This window comes from Halorhodospira neutriphila (genome assembly GCF_016584055.1).
GTDB lineage: Bacteria > Pseudomonadota > Gammaproteobacteria > Nitrococcales > Halorhodospiraceae > Halorhodospira > Halorhodospira neutriphila.
Genome location: NZ_NRSH01000002.1, coordinates 30,507 through 47,240, shown reverse-complemented (window position 1 = coordinate 47,240; position 16,734 = coordinate 30,507). Strand labels below are relative to the sequence as shown.

At 73.3% G+C, this 16,734-nt stretch carries 19 protein-coding genes and 1 tRNA gene; 9 read left to right on the top strand and 11 right to left on the bottom strand.

What is annotated here, in order from left to right; translation table 11 throughout:
• Positions 1-651 (top strand): ATP-binding cassette domain-containing protein (locus CKO13_RS00530; protein ID WP_200255739.1); only part of this gene is annotated, 651 nt, incomplete at its 5' end.
• Positions 652-800: 149 nt separating this feature from the next.
• On the opposite strand, the gene yihA is transcribed toward CKO13_RS00530, so the two are convergent.
• A complete protein-coding gene (gene yihA, locus CKO13_RS00525; protein ID WP_200255738.1) occupies positions 801-1,403 on the bottom strand; it encodes a ribosome biogenesis GTP-binding protein YihA/YsxC in 603 nt (200 codons plus the stop codon).
• 407 nt (positions 1,404-1,810) lie between these two features.
• Here yihA and CKO13_RS00520 point away from each other — a divergent pair, with 407 nt between their 5' ends.
• The 4 genes from CKO13_RS00520 to CKO13_RS00505 all read left to right on the top strand — a co-directional run bounded on the left by CKO13_RS00520 (position 1,811) and on the right by CKO13_RS00505 (position 5,460).
• Positions 1,811-2,464: a c-type cytochrome gene (locus CKO13_RS00520; RefSeq protein WP_200255737.1), complete on the top strand. Its 654-nt coding sequence runs from the start codon at positions 1,811-1,813 to the stop codon at positions 2,462-2,464.
• 97 nt (positions 2,465-2,561) lie between these two features.
• The gene (locus tag CKO13_RS00515; RefSeq protein WP_207132026.1) at positions 2,562-3,194 is read left to right on the top strand and encodes a thiol:disulfide interchange protein DsbA/DsbL; all 633 of its coding nucleotides are present in this window, start codon (positions 2,562-2,564) and stop codon (positions 3,192-3,194) included.
• Entirely contained in the window at positions 3,191-4,021 is an 831-nt protein-coding gene (locus tag CKO13_RS00510; RefSeq protein WP_200255735.1) for an endonuclease/exonuclease/phosphatase family protein, read from the top strand. Before CKO13_RS00515 ends, CKO13_RS00510 begins: the two co-directional genes overlap by 4 nt.
• 74 nt (positions 4,022-4,095) lie before the next feature.
• Positions 4,096-5,460 (top strand): sodium-dependent transporter, encoded by a 1,365-nt coding sequence (locus tag CKO13_RS00505; RefSeq protein WP_200255734.1) that lies wholly within the window; start codon positions 4,096-4,098, stop codon positions 5,458-5,460.
• Here CKO13_RS00505 and CKO13_RS00500 read toward each other — a convergent pair.
• The 5 genes from CKO13_RS00500 to thiS form a co-directional block, all read right to left on the bottom strand.
• The gene (locus CKO13_RS00500) at positions 5,457-6,011 is read right to left on the bottom strand and encodes a gamma carbonic anhydrase family protein (protein ID WP_200255733.1); all 555 of its coding nucleotides are present in this window, start codon (positions 6,009-6,011) and stop codon (positions 5,457-5,459) included. The genes CKO13_RS00505 and CKO13_RS00500 overlap by 4 nt on opposite strands.
• Positions 6,012-6,082: 71 nt before the next feature.
• Positions 6,083-7,444: a glutathione-disulfide reductase gene (gorA, locus tag CKO13_RS00495; RefSeq protein ID WP_200255732.1), complete on the bottom strand. Its 1,362-nt coding sequence runs from the start codon at positions 7,442-7,444 to the stop codon at positions 6,083-6,085.
• On the bottom strand, positions 7,434-8,150 hold the full coding sequence (gene trmB, locus CKO13_RS00490; RefSeq protein ID WP_200255731.1) for a tRNA (guanosine(46)-N7)-methyltransferase TrmB: 717 nt from the start codon (positions 8,148-8,150) through the stop codon (positions 7,434-7,436). The genes gorA and trmB overlap by 11 nt, the downstream gene beginning before the upstream one ends.
• A gap of 17 nt (positions 8,151-8,167) precedes the next feature.
• Positions 8,168-8,956 (bottom strand): thiazole synthase, encoded by a 789-nt coding sequence (locus CKO13_RS00485; RefSeq protein WP_200255730.1) that lies wholly within the window; start codon positions 8,954-8,956, stop codon positions 8,168-8,170.
• Between the two features lie 24 nt (positions 8,957-8,980).
• Positions 8,981-9,211, bottom strand: coding sequence for a sulfur carrier protein ThiS (gene thiS / locus CKO13_RS00480; protein WP_207132025.1), 231 nt, complete (start codon positions 9,209-9,211; stop codon positions 8,981-8,983).
• A gap of 84 nt (positions 9,212-9,295) precedes the next feature.
• On the opposite strand from thiS, the gene CKO13_RS00475 reads away from it, so the two are divergent.
• A tRNA-Gly gene (locus CKO13_RS00475) sits at positions 9,296-9,369 on the top strand.
• An 86-nt stretch (positions 9,370-9,455) separates the two neighbouring features.
• Here the strand turns inward: CKO13_RS00475 and CKO13_RS00470 are convergent.
• Positions 9,456-9,926, bottom strand: a complete 471-nt coding sequence (locus CKO13_RS00470) for an RrF2 family transcriptional regulator (RefSeq protein WP_200255729.1) — start codon at positions 9,924-9,926, stop codon at positions 9,456-9,458.
• Positions 9,927-9,987: 61 nt separating this feature from the next.
• On the bottom strand, positions 9,988-10,380 hold the full coding sequence (locus CKO13_RS00465; RefSeq protein WP_200255728.1) for a SirB2 family protein: 393 nt from the start codon (positions 10,378-10,380) through the stop codon (positions 9,988-9,990).
• Positions 10,381-10,469: 89 nt separating this feature from the next.
• On the opposite strand from CKO13_RS00465, the gene CKO13_RS00460 reads away from it, so the two are divergent.
• The 3 genes from CKO13_RS00460 to CKO13_RS00450 are packed head-to-tail and all read left to right on the top strand — an operon-like array spanning position 10,470 to position 12,752.
• Positions 10,470-10,949: a transposase gene (locus CKO13_RS00460; protein ID WP_200255727.1), complete on the top strand. Its 480-nt coding sequence runs from the start codon at positions 10,470-10,472 to the stop codon at positions 10,947-10,949.
• Positions 10,933-12,504: a zinc ribbon domain-containing protein gene (locus tag CKO13_RS00455; RefSeq protein ID WP_200255726.1), complete on the top strand. Its 1,572-nt coding sequence runs from the start codon at positions 10,933-10,935 to the stop codon at positions 12,502-12,504. The genes CKO13_RS00460 and CKO13_RS00455 overlap by 17 nt, the downstream gene beginning before the upstream one ends.
• 47 nt (positions 12,505-12,551) lie before the next feature.
• Positions 12,552-12,752 carry a CPXCG motif-containing cysteine-rich protein gene (locus CKO13_RS00450; RefSeq protein WP_200255740.1) on the top strand — a complete coding sequence of 67 codons (201 nt, stop codon included), beginning with the start codon at positions 12,552-12,554 and terminating at the stop codon, positions 12,750-12,752.
• Between the two features lie 51 nt (positions 12,753-12,803).
• Here the strand turns inward: CKO13_RS00450 and CKO13_RS00445 are convergent, their stop codons facing one another.
• From CKO13_RS00445 to CKO13_RS00435, 3 genes are all read right to left on the bottom strand, one after another.
• Positions 12,804-13,805 carry a CobW family GTP-binding protein gene (locus CKO13_RS00445; protein ID WP_200255725.1) on the bottom strand — a complete coding sequence of 334 codons (1,002 nt, stop codon included), beginning with the start codon at positions 13,803-13,805 and terminating at the stop codon, positions 12,804-12,806.
• Positions 13,806-13,920: 115 nt separating this feature from the next.
• Positions 13,921-15,678, bottom strand: coding sequence for a methyltransferase domain-containing protein (locus tag CKO13_RS00440; RefSeq protein ID WP_200255724.1), 1,758 nt, complete (start codon positions 15,676-15,678; stop codon positions 13,921-13,923).
• A 31-nt stretch (positions 15,679-15,709) separates the two neighbouring features.
• Positions 15,710-16,669: a CHAD domain-containing protein gene (locus tag CKO13_RS00435; RefSeq protein ID WP_200255723.1), complete on the bottom strand. Its 960-nt coding sequence runs from the start codon at positions 16,667-16,669 to the stop codon at positions 15,710-15,712.
• Positions 16,670-16,734 lie beyond the last annotated feature (65 nt).

Genomic DNA, 16,734 nt, shown 5'->3' with positions numbered 1-16,734 from the left:
GCCCTGGAGGGCGTCACCTTCCGCCACGCGCCGCAGGCCGAGCCGCTCCTGCAGGGGGCGAGCCTGGCCGTCGCCACCGGCGAGACCGTGGTCCTCCACGGCCCCTCGGGCGCCGGCAAGTCCACCGTGCTCGACCTGCTCGCCGGCCTCGCCGCCCCCGAGGCGGGCCGGGCCACCATCGGCGGCGCCGAGGCCGGGGCGCTGCCGGAGGCGGCGCGCTTCCGGGCCCTGGCCTACCTGACCCAGCGCACCGAGCTCTTCGCCGACACCGTCGCCGCCAACCTGCGCATCGCCGATCCGCAGGCGCCGGAGCAGCGCCTCTGGGCGGCCCTGGAGGCGGCCGGGCTGGCCGAGCGGATCCGCAGCGCGCCGCGCGGGCTCGACGAGTGGGTCGGGGAGGGCGGCTCGCGCCTGTCGGGCGGCGAGGCGCGCCGGCTGGCCCTGGCGCGCGTGTGGCTGACGGACGCCCCGGTGGTGCTCCTCGACGAGCCGCTGCGCGGCCTCGACGCCGGGACCGCCGCCCTCGTGGCCCGGCGCCTGGCGCCGTGGCTGGCCGGGCGCACCGCCGTGATCGTCAGCCACGAGCCCGACGCCGCGCCGCCCCACCACCGCCGGCTGGCGCTCGCCGAGCTCGCCCCGGGAGCCGGATAGCCGGCTAAAAGAAGGCCCCGACCCTTGGGGGGAAGGATCGGGGCCAAAACGCCCGGCCCTGGGGGGAGACCGGGCCTGTGCGCCACGCTTGAGAGAGAGAAGTGTGGACTCACCGTAGCGACGCTCATACGGTGCGACCCGAGGTCGCGCTAGGAGTTCCCCACCTCGAGCCAATCGTCGAGCACGGCGGCGAGCTCGTCGACGCCGTCGCCCTTGGTCGCGGAGAACAGCTGCACGCTCGGCAGCTCCAGCCCCGCCTCGGCGACGGCCTCGGGGACGGCGGCCAGGCGGCTGCGGGCGGCGCCGCGCTTGAGCTTGTCGGCCTTGGTCAGCACGGCGTGGACCGGCAGCTCGGCGTCGGCGCACCAGGCGAGCATCTGCAGGTCGAGCTCGGTGGGGGCGTGGCGCACGTCCATGATGACGATCAGCCCGCGCAGGGACGCTCGCCCCTGCAGGTACGCCGGCAGGGCCTGCTCCCAGCGCCGCTTCACGGCCTGCGGCACGCGCGCGTAGCCGTAGCCGGGCAGGTCGATGAGCCGACGCTCGGCGTCGAGGTCGAAGACGTTGATCGTCTGCGTGCGCCCCGGGGTGCCGCTGATCCGGGCGAGCTTGCGCTGCCCGGTCAGGGCGTTGAGCACGCTAGACTTGCCGACGTTGGAGCGGCCGGCGAAGGCGGCCTCGAGGCCGCTGTCCTCGCCGAGATCGGCCGGGGTGGGGGCGCTGAGGCGGAACTGGGCGCGACGGTAGATCAAGGGGCTCCGGGTGCGGTGCTTAACGGTGCGGGTGCGGCCGGGGCGCTGCCCCCCGTCGGCGCCCTCTCGAACGCGCCGAGCATCGCAGCCCGAGCGGCGCCAGCCGCTCGGGGAGCGCGCTGCTGTCCGAGCGAAGCGAGTTCAGCGCGCGTTCCCGCTCGGGCGAGAAGCGCAGGGGACCCGAAGGGCGCGTTCGGCAGGCGCCGACGGGGGGCAGCGCCCCGGCCGCACCCGCACCGCGAGTATGGCGAATAGAGGGCCAAGTCTAGCACGCGGTGCGGGCGCCGCCGAGTGCCGCCGGGCGGGGAGGCAAATTGACGCCCTGTGCTCGGGCTGATATACATGTTTCGATTGCCGAAAGCGACCGAGTCACGAGTTCACGCCAGCAGCGGAGCACAACGGAAGCCATGTACGAGCGTGCCTATTCCTACATCCTGGCCGCGGGCTTGGCCCTCGCCGCCGCGACAGCGAGCGCCGAGGTCGATCTCGAGGCCGCCGAGAAGCTCAATACCGAGGTCTGCGCCGCCTGCCACGGAGCGAAGGGGGTCAGCTCCGTCGCCGAGTGGCCGAGCCACGCCGGCCAGCACGCGGACTATATCCGCCACCAGCTGGAGCTCTTCCGGGACGAGAACCGCTACGACCCGCAGAACCTGATGACCAGCAATGCGGTCGGGCTCTCCGACCAGGACATCCGCAACATCGCGGCGTGGCTCGCCCAGCAGGAGCCGCCGAAGCCCGCCGAGGGCGTGGATCCGGCGCTCGCCGAGCAGGGCGAGCGGATCTACTACGCCGGCATCCCGGAGGAGGGCGTCGCCGCCTGCACGGCGTGCCACGGCCCCAACGGCGAGGGGATCCAGGGCGCGCAGTTCCCCCGGGTCGCCGCGCAGCAGCAGACCTACCTGGTCAACAGCCTCAAGGCCTTCAAGAGCCGCGAGCGCAAGAGCGACCGCAACGCCATGATGCGCGATATCGCCGGACGGATGTCCGCGGAGCAGATCGAGGCGGTCTCCGCCTACATGAGCACCCTCGGCGGTGAGCCCCAGGTCGCGCAGAAGCAGTGAGGCGGCCGGGCAGGCCTCGCTGGTGCGGGGCCTGCCCCGGCGCCCCGGCCGTGGATAGGGACGGGAACCGAGCATGACGGGCAAGCGTACAGGCTGGATGCGGCGGATGAGTGGGGTGCTGCTCGCGGCGGCGGCCGCCCTGCTGATGGCGGGGGGCGGCTCGGCGGCCGAGCTGAAGGCCGGCGAGGACTACCGCAAGGTCGGCGAGCCGCGGGTCAACGACGACGGCACCGTGCCGGTGGCGGACTTCTTCTCCTACCTCTGCCCCCACTGCGCCCGCTTCAGCGAGCGCTTCTCGGCGTGGCTCGAGCGGGCGCAGCCGCCGGTGGCGGTCGAGGAGATCCCCGTGGTCTTCCGCCCGAGCTGGGAGCCGCTGGCCCGCGCCTACTGGGTGGCGGAGACGCTCGGGGCCGTCGAGCAGGTCCACGGGCCCCTCTTCCGGGCGATCCACGAGCAGCGGCGCAACCTGGGCAGCCGGGAGGCGCTGCGCGCCTTCTTCGTCGAGCACGGCGTCGAGGGCGAGGCGTTCGACCAGGCCTGGGATGGCATCGGCGTCGACCGCGGCCTGCGCCGGGCCCGGCAGGCCATGGCCGACTACGGGATCCGCGTCACCCCCTCCGTGGTGGTGGCCGAGGCCTACCTGGTGACGCCCCGCCAGGCGGGCAGCCTCGAGGCTATGATCGAGACCATCGCCGCTCTGGTGGAGCGCCACGCCGAAGAGGGCGGATGACGAACCTCTCCCACCGGCTCCGGGAGGGCGCCTACGCGACGCTGAACCCGACCCGGGCCCCGGAAGGCCCGGCGGCCCTGCGGGTCCTGAGCTACAACATCCAGGGGGGGATCGCCACCTCCCGCTACCGCCACTACGTCACCCGCGGGTGGAAGCACGTCCTGCCGGACGCCAAGCGCCGCGGCAACCTCGACCGCATCGGCGAGTGCATCGGCCCCTACGACCTCGTCGGCCTCCAGGAGGTCGACGGCGGGAGCCTGCGCACCGGCTTCATGAACCAGGTCGAGTACCTCGCCTACAAGGCCGACTTCCCCTACTGGTACCTCCAGACGAACCGCGACATGGGGCACCTGGCGCAGCAGAGCAACGGCCTGCTGGCGCGCTACCGCCCCGCGGCGATCCGGGAGCACCGCCTGCCGGGGGTGATCCCGGGGCGCGGGGCCCTGCAGATCCGCTTCGGTACGGGGGACCAGGCGCTCAACGTCGTCCTGGTGCACATGGCCCTGGGGCGCCGGGCGCGGCTCCGGCAGATGGACTTCCTCGCCGAGCTGGTCAACGCCCACCGCCACGTGATCGTCATGGGCGACTTCAACTGCCGCTCCGAGAGCCGGGAGCTGCGCCGCCTCAGCCGCAGGACCGAGCTGCGCGAGCCGATCCACGGCCTCCACACCTTCCCGAGCTGGCGGCCGCGGCGCAACATCGACCACATCCTGGTCACGCCGAGCCTCGAGGTCGAGCGGGCCCGCGTCCTCGACCACCCCCTCTCCGACCACCTCCCCATCGCCATGGAGCTCTCCCTGCCCGGCCCGGTGCGGCTTGCTGCCTGACCTCGCGGGGTTGGTGGGCCGTCAGGGACTGTATTAGTCTCTTGCGTCACATTCTGCGTCCGGGAGTAAGGGCGATGCCGGAGAATCGCCAGTCCATCCACGGTGAATGGGGATCGCGCTGGGCCTTCATCTTGGCGGCCACGGGCTCGGCCGTCGGCCTGGGCAATATCTGGCGCTTCCCGTATATCGTCGGCGAGAACGGCGGCGGCGCCTTCATCCTCGTCTACCTCGCCTGCATCCTGCTCGTCGGCGTCCCCGTGATGATGGCCGAGATCCTGCTCGGCCGCCACGGCCGGCAGAGCCCGATCAACACCATGCGGGCGCTGCCGGGCCGCTACGGGGCGCGGCCCGCCTGGCAGACCCTCGGCTGGCTGGGGGTGCTCGCCGGCTTCCTGGTCCTGTCGTTCTACTCCGTGGTCGCCGGCTGGGCGCTCGCCTACGTCCCGTACAGCGCCGCCGGGACCTTCACGGGCGCCGACACCCAGGCGGTGGAGCAGTTCTTCAGCCAGCTGCTCGCCAGCCCCGGGCAGCTGCTGCTCTGGCATACGCTCTTCATGGCCCTGACGGCGGGGATCGTCTCCCGCGGCGTCGAGCGCGGCCTCGAGAAGGGGGTGCAGCTGCTCATGCCGCTGCTCTTCCTGCTGCTGCTGGTGATGGTCGGCTACGGCATGGGCGCCGGCGCCTTCACCGAGGCCCTGGCGTACATGTTCACGCCGGACTTCGGGGCCCTCTCGGGCAAGGCGGTGCTGGTCGCCATGGGGCAGGCCTTCTTCTCCATGAGCATCGGCCTCGGCGCCATCATGGCCTACGGCTCCTACCTCTCGAGCCGCTCCTCGGTGCCGGGGAACACCGGCCTGATCGCCGGCGCGGACACCATCGTGGCCATCCTCGCCGGGCTGGCGGTCTTCCCCATCGTCCTCGCCGCCGGGCTCGACCCGGGCAGCGGGCCGGGGCTGATCTTCGTGACCCTCTCCTACGGCTTCGGGCAGATGCCGGCCGGCGCCTTCTTCGGGACGCTGTTCTTCCTGCTCGTCTCCTTCGCGGCGCTGAGCTCGGCGATCTCGATCATGGAGCCGGCGACGGCCTACCTGGTGGAGACGCGGCGCTGGCGCCGGCCCTGGGCGACCACGGCGGTGGCCGGCGCCGCCTGGCTCGTCGGCATCGGCTCGGTGCTGTCGTTCAACGCCTGGTCGGGGGTCAAGCTCTTCGGCCTGAACTTCCAGCAGATCATGGAGTACCTGTCGACGAGCATCATGCTGCCCCTCGGCGGGCTGCTCATCGCCGTCTTCGCCGGCTGGGTCCTCCCCGCCCAGGTGACGGCGGAGGAGCTCTCCTTCCCCGCGCAGTGGGGCTACCGGCTCTGGCGGGGGGCGATCCGCTACCTCGTGCCGGCGGCGATCCTGGTGATCTTCATCAACTCCCTCGGGCTGCTCGGCTAGCGGGGCGCCGGGGCCGAGGGGCGCGACTCGCCGCGGTGCTGGTCCTTGAGGCCGATGTAGTGGTTGGCCGAGTAGCGTAGCTGCTCGCGCTCCGGGTCGGTCAGCTCGCGGTGGGCGCGGGCCGGGTTGCCGAGGTAGAGCCAGCCCCCCTCGAGGCGCTTGCCCGGGGGGACGAGCGCCCCGCTGGCGACGATGGCCTCGCGCTCGACCTCGGCGCCGTCGAGGACGGTGGCGCCGATGCCGATCAGGCACCGGTCGCCGATGCGGCAGGCGTGGAGGACGGCGCCGTGGCCGACGGTGACCTCGCGGCCGATGATCGCCGGGAGGCCGCCGGGGCTGTAGGGGCCGTCGTGGGCGACGTGGACCACCGCGGCGTCCTGGATGTTGGAGCGCTCGCCGACCTCGATGCGCTGGACGTCGCCGCGCAGGACCGCCATGGGCCAGACGGAGGCGTCCTCGCCGAGCTGGACATCGCCGATGACCAGGGCGGTGGCGTCGATCCAGGCGCTGCTGGCCGGGCGGGGCGCTATCCCGGCGAAGGTGCGAATCATCGGGGCCTCCTCCCGCGCTCCGGCGAGCCCGGGGCTGGAACCTCCACGAGAACCTCGTTAGCGCCTTCAGCTTAGCGCATGGTGACCAGCTCTTCAGCGCTGGTCGGGTGGATGGCCACCGTCTCGTCGAGGTCCGCCTTGGTCGCCCCCATGCGCACGGCGACGGCGAAGCCCTGGAGCATCTCGTCGGCCCCCTCGCCGAAGATGTGGACGCCGACGACCTGCTCGCGCTCGCCGACGGTGACGAGCTTCATGGCGGTGCGCTTCTTCACCGCCTGCGGGGCGAGGGCGTAGTTCATGGGGATGAAGCGGGCCGTGTAGCAGCGGAGCGCCTCGGCGCCGTACTCGGCGGCCGCCTCGGGCTCGCTCAGGCCCACGGTCCCCATGGGCGGGTGGCTGAAGACCACCGTGGGGATATCGCGGTACGCCAGGTGCCGCCCCTCGGCGCCGCCGAAGAGGCGGTCGGCCAGGCGCCGCCCGGCGGCGATGGCCACCGGCGTCAGGGGGAAGTCGTTGCCGGTGGCGTCGCCGACGGCGTAGACGCCCGGCACGGCGGTCTCCTGGTAGGCGTCCACGGGGATGGCGCCGTCGCTGCGCGGCGCGATGCCGGCGGCCTCGAGGCCCAGGCCGGCGGTGGCCGGCTCGCGGCCGATGGCCCAGACGACGGTGTCGAGCCCCTCGAGGCGCCGGCCGTCCTCGCCGACGAGGGCGAGGGTCCCGTCGCCCTGGCGCTCGCAGGCCGCCGGCGTGAGGCCGGTGACCAGCTCCGGGCCGTCCACGGCCAGGGCCTCGCCCAGGGCCTCGCGCAGCAGCGGATCGAAGCCGCGCAGGGGGCCGTCGCGGCGGACGGCCAGGGTCGTCTCCGTGCCCAGGTGCTGGAAGAGGCTGGCGATCTCGACGGCGATGTAGCCGGCGCCGACGACCGCCGCCCGCCGCGGCTGCTCGTCGAGGGCGAAGAAGCCGTCGGAGTCGATGCCGTGCTCGGCGCCCGGGATCTGCGGCCAGCTCGGCCGCCCGCCGGGGGCGAGGAGCAGGTGGCGGCCCTGCAGGCGCCGGCCGTCCACCTCCACCGTGCGCGGGCCGCGCAGCTGCGCCTCGCCGCGGTAGAGGGCGATCCCGGAGCGCTCGAGGTTGCTGGCGTAGACGCCGTTGAGCCGCTCGACGTAGGCGTCCCGGGCGCTGCGCAGCCGGTGCCAGTCGAGCCCGGCGCCCTCGAGGGTGAAGCCGTAGTCGCCGGCGCGCTCGAGGGTCGCCGCCGTCTCGCTGGCGTACCACATGACCTTCTTGGGCACGCAGCCGACGTTGACGCAGGTGCCGCCGAGGCGGTGGCGCTCGACCACCGCCACCTGCGCGCCGTGGGCCGCCGCCCGGCGCGCCGTGGCGATGCCGCCGCTGCCGGCGCCGACCACGACCAGATCGAACTCATCGCCCATGGGAGCCTCCGCCGCTTTCGCCTGAGGGGTCGGTGGTGGGTGGGTGCGTCGAGTGTAACGCGTAGCGCAGGTCGAAGACCTCGTGGCCGAGCTCGCGGCCGCGGCGCTCGAACTTGGTCTCCGGGCGCGGGGCCGGCGGCGGCAGGAAGCGCCCGGCCCCGGCGAGGTTGGTGAAGCGCGGGTCCGCCTCGAGGGTCTCGAGCATCCACGCCGCGTAGTCGGCGCGGTCGGTGGCGAGGTGGAGGACGCCGCCGCCGCGCAGCCGCCCGGCGAGCAGGTCGAGGACGGCCGGCTGGACGATGCGCCGCTTGTGGTGGCGCTTCTTCGGCCACGGGTCCGGGAAGAGGATCAGGACCTCGTCGAGGGACGCCGGCGGGAGGTGCTCGCGCAGCAGCGCCACGGCGTCGAGGGGGGTGACGCGCAGGTTGGCGAGCTGCGCTGCCTCGGCGCAGAGCAGGCAGTGGCCGACGCCGGGCCGGTAGACCTCGGCGCCGAGGTAGTCGCGCTGCGGGTCGCCGGCGGCCATCTCCACGAGGGCCTCGCCGTCGCCGAAGCCGATATCGAGCACCCGCGGGGCGCGCCGGCCGAAGAGGGCGTCGAGCTCGAGCGCCCCCTCGGGGGCGACGCCGTAGGCCGGCCAGAGGCGCTCGAGGGCGCGGGCCTGGCCCCGGGTCAGGCGCCCCTCGCGGCGGACGAAGGAGCGCATCGGCCGCCGCGCTGCGCTCACTCGAAGAAGGTCCCGGCCTGCGGCGAGGAGGCGGCGGCGTGGCGGCGCTTGGGGATGCGCCCGGCCCGGTACGCCTCGCGGCCGGCCTCGACGCCCTTGCGCATGGCCGAGGCCATGAGGACCGGGTCGTCGGCCCCGGCGATGGCGGTGTTGAGCAGCACGGCGTCGCAGCCGTGCTCCATGGCCACGGCGACGTCGGAGGCCGTCCCCACCCCGGCGTCGACGATCACCGGCACCTCGAGCCGCTCGACGATCTCGAGGAGGTTGTAGCTGTTCTGGATGCCGAGCCCGGAGCCGATGGGCGCGGCGAGGGGCATCACCGCCACGCAGCCGATCTCCTCGAGCCGCCGGGCGGCGATGGGGTCGTCGCTGGTGTAGGCCATGACCTCGAAGCCCTCGGCGACCAGCTGCTCGGCCGCCTCCAGGGTGGCGCCCACGTCGGGGTAGAGCGTGCGCTCGTCGCCGATGACCTCGAGCTTGACGAGGTTGTGGCCGTCGAGCAGCTCCCGGGCGAGCCGGCAGGTGCGCAGCGCGTCCTTGACCGTGTAGCAGCCGGCGGTGTTGGGCAGCAGGGTGTAGCGCTCCGGCGGCACGGCGTCGAGGAGGTTGGGGGCGTCGGGGTCCTGGCCGATGTTGCTGCGGCGCAGGGCGATGGTGACGATCTCCGCGCCGCTCGCCTCGATCGCGGCGCCGGCCTGCTCGAGGTCGCGGTACTTGCCTGTGCCGACGAGCAGCCGGGAGTGGTATTCGCGTCCGGCGATCACCAAGGGGTCGCGATGGGGCATGGTCGAGGGATCTCCGCTGTTGGGTCAGCCGCCGCCGATGGCCTGGATGACCTCGATGCGGTCGCCATCGGCGAGCTCTTGCTCTGCCAGCCGGCTGCGCGGGACGATCTGCTCGTTGCGCTCCACGGCGAGCCGGCGCTGCTCCGTGATGCCGAGCCGGGCCAGCACGTCGGCGCAGCTCGCCCCGGCGGGGAGCTGCGCCGCTTCGCCGTTGATCCGGACGTGGATGACCGCTTGCTCTGCCTCGGTACTCATAGCCCCCACAGGATAACGCGCTGCGGCAGCGGCGCGCACCGGTTGCCATCGGGGGCTGCCAGCGGTACGATACGAAACTGACTTGCGGGTGTAGCTCAATGGTAGAGCACCAGCTTCCCACGCTGGCGATGTGGGTTCGATTCCCATCACCCGCTCCAGTATCCCTCCTCGATACCCATTACTCTACTCCCTACCGATAGATCTCGAGCCCTCCAGGGCAGGTCCCTTGGTGGACCCCTGGCGCTTACGTCGAGGAGCCCGAGGAGCGGCACGGCGGGCGCTCGGTCAGGGCGAGGTCCGCGGCCAGGTCGTGGCGGTTCTGCAGCAGGTCGTCCAGCGTGTAGCGGTCGAGGACCTCGAAGAAGGCGTCGAGGGCCTCGCCGAGCAGCGCCCGCACGGCGCAGGTGCCCTCGATGCGGCAGCGCTGGCCGCGGGGGTTGAAGCACTCGGCGAGGGAGAAGTCCTCCTCCGTGCGCCGCAGCAGCGCCCCGATGCGGATCTCCTCCGGGGCCACGGCGAGGTGGATCCCGCCCCGCTTGCCGCGCAGGGTCTCCACGTAGCCGTAGGCGGCCAGGCGGTTGACCACCTTCATGAGGTGGTTGCGCGAGATCCCGAAGCGCTGGGCGATCGCCCCGATGGTGACCAGGCCCTCCTCGGCGGCGCCGAGGTAGAGCAGCACCCGCAGGGCGTAGTCGCTGTGGCGCGTCAGTCGCATGCCTTGCTCCTCGTGCGGGCCCCGGGCCGCGGTGCCGCCGCCGGGGCGCCGCCCCTGGGCCTCAGCCGAGCGCCGTGGTCAGGAGCGGACTGTGGGTGTAGCCGACGCCGAAGAGGTAGGCGAAGACCGCGACCGCGGCGAGGAAGGCGGTCACCCGCGTCCGGCGGGCCCGGGTGGCGCTGCTGCCGAGGGCCAGGGCGCCGAGCACGATGTAGACTACCAGCCCCAGGACCTTCACCGTCAGCCATTGGTCGACGAAGGGGTACTCCTGGATGACGAAGAGCAGCGCCACGGCGGTGCCGAGCAGGACGGTGTCGACGATGGAGGGGACCGTGCGCAGCGCCGCATGGCGCGCCCAGCCGGAGCCCGCGAAGGTCAGGGCGCCGCGGGCGACGAAGAGCGTGATGCTCAGGTAGGCGGCGAGGATGTGTGTGTAGGTCAGCGTCGTGTGCATCCTTGTCTCTCCTTGGCTGTCCGCAGTGAGCGGGTATTCTTCCTCGGAGCTATTGCTTTCTGGTGATGATGCCCTCTATCTTGATGGGTATGGTGCATGACCCTCTGACCCTGCAAGGCTTCCTGGATCTGGTGCCGGATGAGGCGCATGCTGAGGTGTTGTTCCTGTCGGCGCGCTGGCCGGAAGGCCCAGTCTGCCGCTGGTGCGGCTCCGTCGGCAACGCGCGCCGGCTGCCGGGGCGCAAGATGCTGTTCCACTGCCGCGACTGCGGCCGGGCCACCTCGGCGCGCGCCGGTACGCCGATGGCGGCCTCTCATCTGCCGGTCCGGACCTGGCTGACCGCGATGTTCCTGATGGCGTGCTCATCCCAGGGCATCTCGGCCCGGCAGCTCGGCTTCCGGCTCGGCCTCCAGTACCGGACCGCCTGGCATCTGTCGCACCGGATCCGCCGGATGATGGCCAGCGACGATCCGGTGCTGCGCAGGGTCGTGGAGATGGCCGAAACCGACGTGGATGGTGACCTACCCGCGTGCCCGGAGCACGCGGGCGACGATGATTCCGGACGCTGACCGCATGACAGCCACGGCCATCCACCGCACCGACCTGCTGCCCACGGCGATGAACGCCGGCAAGGCCGCCGCCGTGCGCGAGCTGCTGCGCGCCTGGCGCCGGGCGGCGCGGGCGGTGGCCGCGGACCAGTGGACGCGCTTCTTCCGCGACGGCGGCTTCCGCAAGAACCTGCCGGCGGCCCAAGAGGCCGCCGCGCCCGGCGTCGCTGCGGCCAAGGCGGAGATTGGCGCTCAGCGCCTGCAGATGGTGCGCTACCAGGTCGTCGGCACGCTGAGCTCGTTCCTCGCCAACCGCCAGAACGAGTTCGCCGAGCTCGTCGCCCGGCACGAGGGCTTCGACGAGCGCACGCGGCACATGCTGCACGTGGTCAACAAGGCCGGCGCCTGGTTCGATCGGTGCCGGGACGTCGTCATGCCGGACACCGGCGAGCCGGTCCCGGACGCGGTGCGCGACCTGGCGCGGCGGATCATGCGGCATGTGCTCGGCCGGCACCGGCGGCCGTCGTTCAAGCGGGTGAACATGGTGATCGACCGCCGGCAGGCGAGCTTGTCCAGCGCGGCGAGCGCCTCGGCGTTCCCGCTCTGGCTGCGCCTGGGCACGCTCGAGCACGGCCGGCGGATCGAGATCCCGCTCCAGTCCCACCCGTACTTCGAGCGGCGGGCGGGCCAGCGCTGCCGGACGGTCCAGGTCAACGAGGACCGGGACGGACGGATCAGCGTGGGCGTCGTCACGGACGTCTCGGCGCCGTTCGCCGCGCAGCGGGCGGCCTACACCCCGCTGCGCGACGACCTCGCGATCGACTTCGGCCTGTCGACGCTGATCGCCACCGACGCCGGCGACCGGATGGGGCGGGGCGCGCTGCAGCACCTGGAGCGGCTGGACCGGCGCATCACGCGCATCGCCCGGCACCGGCAGAAGGCCGGGCTGAAGGTGCGCTCGAGGCGCTACGATAAGGCCGTGCGGCAGCTGCGTGGCTGGCTGCGCACGGAGATCAACCGCATCCTGAACCGCCTCGTGTACCTGCACCGGCCCGCCCACCTGACGGTCGAGCGGCTGGACTTCCGGATGCCGGGGCTGTCGCGGCGGATGAACCGGCTCCTCACCAACTGCGGGCGCGGCGTCCTCCGGGCCAAGCTCCGGGACCTCGAGGAGCGCTACGGCGTGACGCACACCGAGGTCAACGCCGCCTACAGCTCGCAGACCTGCTCGCACTGCGGCTGGGTCGAGCGGGCCAACCGCCGCAGCCAGTCCGAGTTCCGGTGCCGCTGCTGCGGTCGCCGGATGCACGCCGACGTCAACGCGGCCCGGAACCTCGGGGCGAGACGTTCTTGCCCCGTCATGGGGAACCCGCGCCGCCGCCGGCGTGCTGTCCTCGGTGAGGCGCTCCGGCGCTTCGCCGAGCGAAAGCCGTGCCACCCACCCGAGGCGGCGCGGCGATCCCCTGGGCGGGGCTCCAGGGGTGACCCGGATCGGCCTGATGCGCGGGCCGGCCCGAGGATCACGTTGCCGAGCGCGCACCCACAAGATCTCGTGGGTCGAAGCGCAACGCAATAATGCCCTTGCTTGCGTGTCCACATGTGCAATCTGGTGTCGAGGTCCTGATGGATTCCAGCTGGCGCCCCGAGCGGACGGTCTCCTGCCCGTACTGCGGTGAGCCCTTCCTGCTGATCGTGGACACGGACTGCGCGGAGGCCGACTACGTCGAGGACTGCCCGGTCTGCTGCGCGCCCATCGAGGTGGCGGTGCGCTGGCCCCTGGGCGCCGAGGAGCCCGAGCTGGCCCTGCGCCGCGGGGACGAGTGAGGCGCCCGGCGGCCCGCCTCCCGGCTCCTGCGCTCGCGATCACGCGAGCCGTCAGGAGCCGCGGCGTGCTGCCAGGAGCTGCGCCTCGACGCCGTCCCACGTGACCTCCGGGGCGGGGCCGATGACCTCCAGCCGGCTCTCCCCGCGCCAGGCCACCGCCTCGGTGCGCACGCCGTCGCTATCCGCATCGACGCGCAGCCAGTCGCTTCCGGTGCGTACCACGCCCTTGGTCCGCTGGCAGCCGCGCAGTCCCTCCAGGACCGCTAGCAGGGCGTTACGCTCGAAGATGTCCTCGGGGTGGAAGAGCCATCCGCAGGCCGCCGTGTCGCCGCCGGACTGCTCCGCGCGGACCGGGCGGCCGGGCTCGGGCGCCGGACCGCTGCGCTCGTGGTGGTGCTCGGGATGGTGGTGCGGGGCCTCGGCAGAGGCGGCCGGGTCGGCGGGACCGGCCCGGCCGATCGGCTCGTCCAGCCAGGCCGCCTCGATCCGGCCGTGGGCGGCCCGCTCGATGCCCCGCTTGGGCGGGTAGAGGCCGTGGGCCCAGCGCGTCAGCGCTGCCAGCTGCGCCTCGGTGCACAGGTCGCTCTTGTGCGCGATGAGGATATCGGCCAGCTGGGCCTGGTCGTGGAAGGCCTCGTGGGCGGCCACGCGCGGGTCCTCGAGCTGGCGCGGGTCGATCAGCGTCAGCGTGGCGTGCCGGGTGAGGGCGCCCTGCTCCTCGAACTCGTGCAGCTGATCCAGGATGCGGGCCGGGTGGCCGAGGCCGGTGGGCTCGATGAGCAGCCGCGCCGGGCGGCTGCGGCGCAGCAGCCGCGCCAGGGCGACGCGGAACGGCACCCCGAGCGTGCAGCACAGGCAGCCGCCGGGCAGCTCCTCCACGGCAGCGCCGTCCCCCAGGCCGGCGGCATCCACGCCGACATCGCCGAACTCGTTGACCAGCACCGCCCAGCGCTCGTCCGGCGGGCGCGCCTCGGCGAGCAGGTGCCGGATCGCGGTGGTCTTGCCGGCGCCGAGGAAGCCGGTGATGAGGTTGGTGGGGACGGGTGCGCTCATCCTCCCGAGGATAGCCGGGTGATCGTGCCCATCCAAATGCTCGGCTCGAGCAGGGCGCGGTCGCCGTAGGACGGTACGCGCATCAGCGGCCGTCATTGGGGGGCGTGGCGGTAGGCTATCGCTTCCGGCACCACTCCGGGATCTGCTGGTCCTGCTTGAGCCGGATCCGGCGCAGGTCCAGGGCGGAGAAGACGCTGTCCAGGTCCTTCGCCTCGGCCTCCCGCAGCCCGGGTAGCGTCGCCACGGCCTCGCGCTCGAAGCGCTCGGCCAGCGTCGGCTGCGGCGCGCGCTGCCAGGCGCGCTCCCACCAGGCCTTCAGGCGGTCCTCGGCCTCCTGGAGCGTGGCCGCGTCCGGCAGCCGCGCCCCCTTGTCGCTGTTCACGCGGGGGCTGGCGGGTACCAGGTTCCACAGGTCGTCGCAGGGCCAGGCGGCCCACGGGATGCAGTGGTCGACGTCGAGGGCATCCCGGCGCAGCCGGCGGCCGCTCCAGACGCAGTGGATCGGCTCGCCGGCCGCCCGCAGGGCCTCGATGCGCTCCCGGACGAGGCGCACGTCGCGCTGCGGCTCGCGCCAGGCGAGGGCCTGCTCCATCGTCCCGGTCGTCAGCGCTCGGCCCTGGCGCTCGGCGTAGTGGGCCATGAGGCGCTTCCACTCGGTGACCAGCGCCGGCTCCACCCAGACGCTGAACCGCTGCAGGGCCCGCCACAGCGGCTGCGGCACGCGGAAGGCGCCGTAGCGCCACAGGAAGGGGGCGTCGAGGATCGCCTCGTCCTGCGCGCGGACCCCGCGGGCGCGCACGGCGTGGAAGACCTGGCCGCCCTGGGGGAAGGTGGTGTAGTGGGCGGGCATCTTGCGGATGGTCTCCGCCGCCTCGCGCAGGGCGAGGGAGAGGGCCCGCGCCCGGTCGCCGCTGAAGCGCACGCCGATGCGCAGCTCCTCCGGGGCGACCTGGAGCTCGAGGAGCTTGCGGAAGCCGTCGCCGGCGAAGCCGAGGCCGCGGGGCGTGCCGTCGTGGGGCGGGAGCTGCGGCAGGCGGTGGCGGACGAGGGGCAGGAAGAGCCGGACCCAGATCAGGGCGACGAGGCCCAGCGGCAGCTCCACGCGGCTCTCCGCGTCGCCGTCCTCCGCGGCTACGGCGAGGCCGTCCATGCCGTCGGCGGCGCGGCAGGCGCAGCGCAGCAGCGCCAGCTTGTAGGTGGCGCTCTTGTCGTCGTTGAGGATGATGTGCCGCAGCAGGGGCAGGGCGCCGGTGCCGTCGTCCGGCAGCCGGATGGCCACCTCGGCCCAGGAGACCTCGGCGCGGCCCAGGGCGTCGGGACTCTCGCTGACGTGCTCGACGTACGCCCCGTGCGCGGCGGCGAGCTGCTGGAGCTCGGCGACCGAGACGGCCCGCAGGCCGCGCTCCGGCTCCGCCGGGCCGAGGCGGAGGGTGAGGGCGAGCAGGCCGCCGGGCTTGAGCAGGGTGATGAGCTTGCGGAAGGCGCGGGGCCGCTGCCCCTCGGGGAGGTGCATCCAGACGGCGCTCAGCAGGATGACGTCGAAGCCCAGCCCCAGCCGGTGGACCTGCTCCAGGCCCGGCAGGCGGTCGTCGAGCCAGCGGATCCGCGGGTGGGGGTGGCGCTCGGCGGCCTCGCGGCGCAGGGCCGTGGCGGGCTCGACGGCGACCACCTCGTGGCCGCGCTCGGCGAGCCAGGCGGCGTCGCGCCCGGAGCCGGCGCCGACGTCGAGGATCGTGCTCTCGCCCGGCGGGGGCAGGCGGTAGATGAGCCAGTTGTGGACGTCGGCGAAGGACAGCGACTCGTAGTTGCCGGCGACGCGCTCGGCGTGCTCGTCGTACCAGCGGATCGCCGGGTCTCGCTTGCCGTCCTGCATGCTCGTCCCTTGTGCGCGCTCCTCCGGAACGCTACAGGGCGCAGGGCGGTAAGTCCATGATGCGCTGGCGCAGCGCCTGCTTCTGCTGCTCGAGCTCGGCCAGCCAGCGGTCGCACTCCGCCCGTTGGGCGGGGGCATCGCCGAGCTCGCCCACGAAGCCCGCGATCCAGGCCTGCCAGGTGCACAGGTCCTGGAACTCGCCCAGCAGGGTCTGGCGCTGCTTCAGGCGGGCCAGCAACTCGCGGTGGCGCTTGGGGTGCAGCTCGCTCAGGTAGCGGATGCGCTTGACGCCCTTGCGCAGCTCGTGCAGCGCCCCGTCGGGGCTGGCGGCGCTGAGCGATGCCAGGTCCCGGTTGTGCTGCGTGAGGCGCTTGGCCAGCACCGCCTGGACGCGTTTTGAGGTCAGCTTCCGCAAGCGCTTTCGGAACCCCTTGGAGCTGAGGAAGGCCCGCCAGGCGTGCATCTCCTCGGCGTAGGCGCCCTGCGAGAGCTGCTCGCAGAGCGCCTGATGCGCGGCCTCCCGGCGGGCGCTCAGCCAGCGCTGCAGGGCCGGCTGCGCGGTGGGGGCCAGGGGCGTCTGTTGCTGGGCAAGCGAGGCCAGGAAGACGTCCAGGTCCCGCAGGTCGCTGGTCGCCTGGGCGCGCCGCTTGAGGCCCTTGAGCGCCCCCTTGAGGCCCGGCACCTTGACCACGGCCAGCACGGACTCGCCGATCGCCCGGCTGCGGCGCAGGTTGACCCGGTACTGGTGCAGGAACTCGGGGTCGAGGCCGGCGATCACGCCGGGCTCCAGCGCCCGGATGAGGCGGTACTGGTGCTTTAGCTGCCGCGATACGCGCTTGGCCGGGTGGGCGCCGCCCAGCGCCGGGGGCGCCGGCGCATTGCGCCGGAAGCGGGCGTAGCTGGCCTCCGCCGACGTGGGCTCGCTCGCCCAGGCGCCGCCGTGCTCCGGCGGGCTGGCCTCGGTGTGGCAGAGCAGATCGGGCCCCGGCATTGTTCACCCCCGCATCGTAGACTCCTTGCCCTTAGCATAGAGTGGTCCTGTCCGGCTCACTGCGA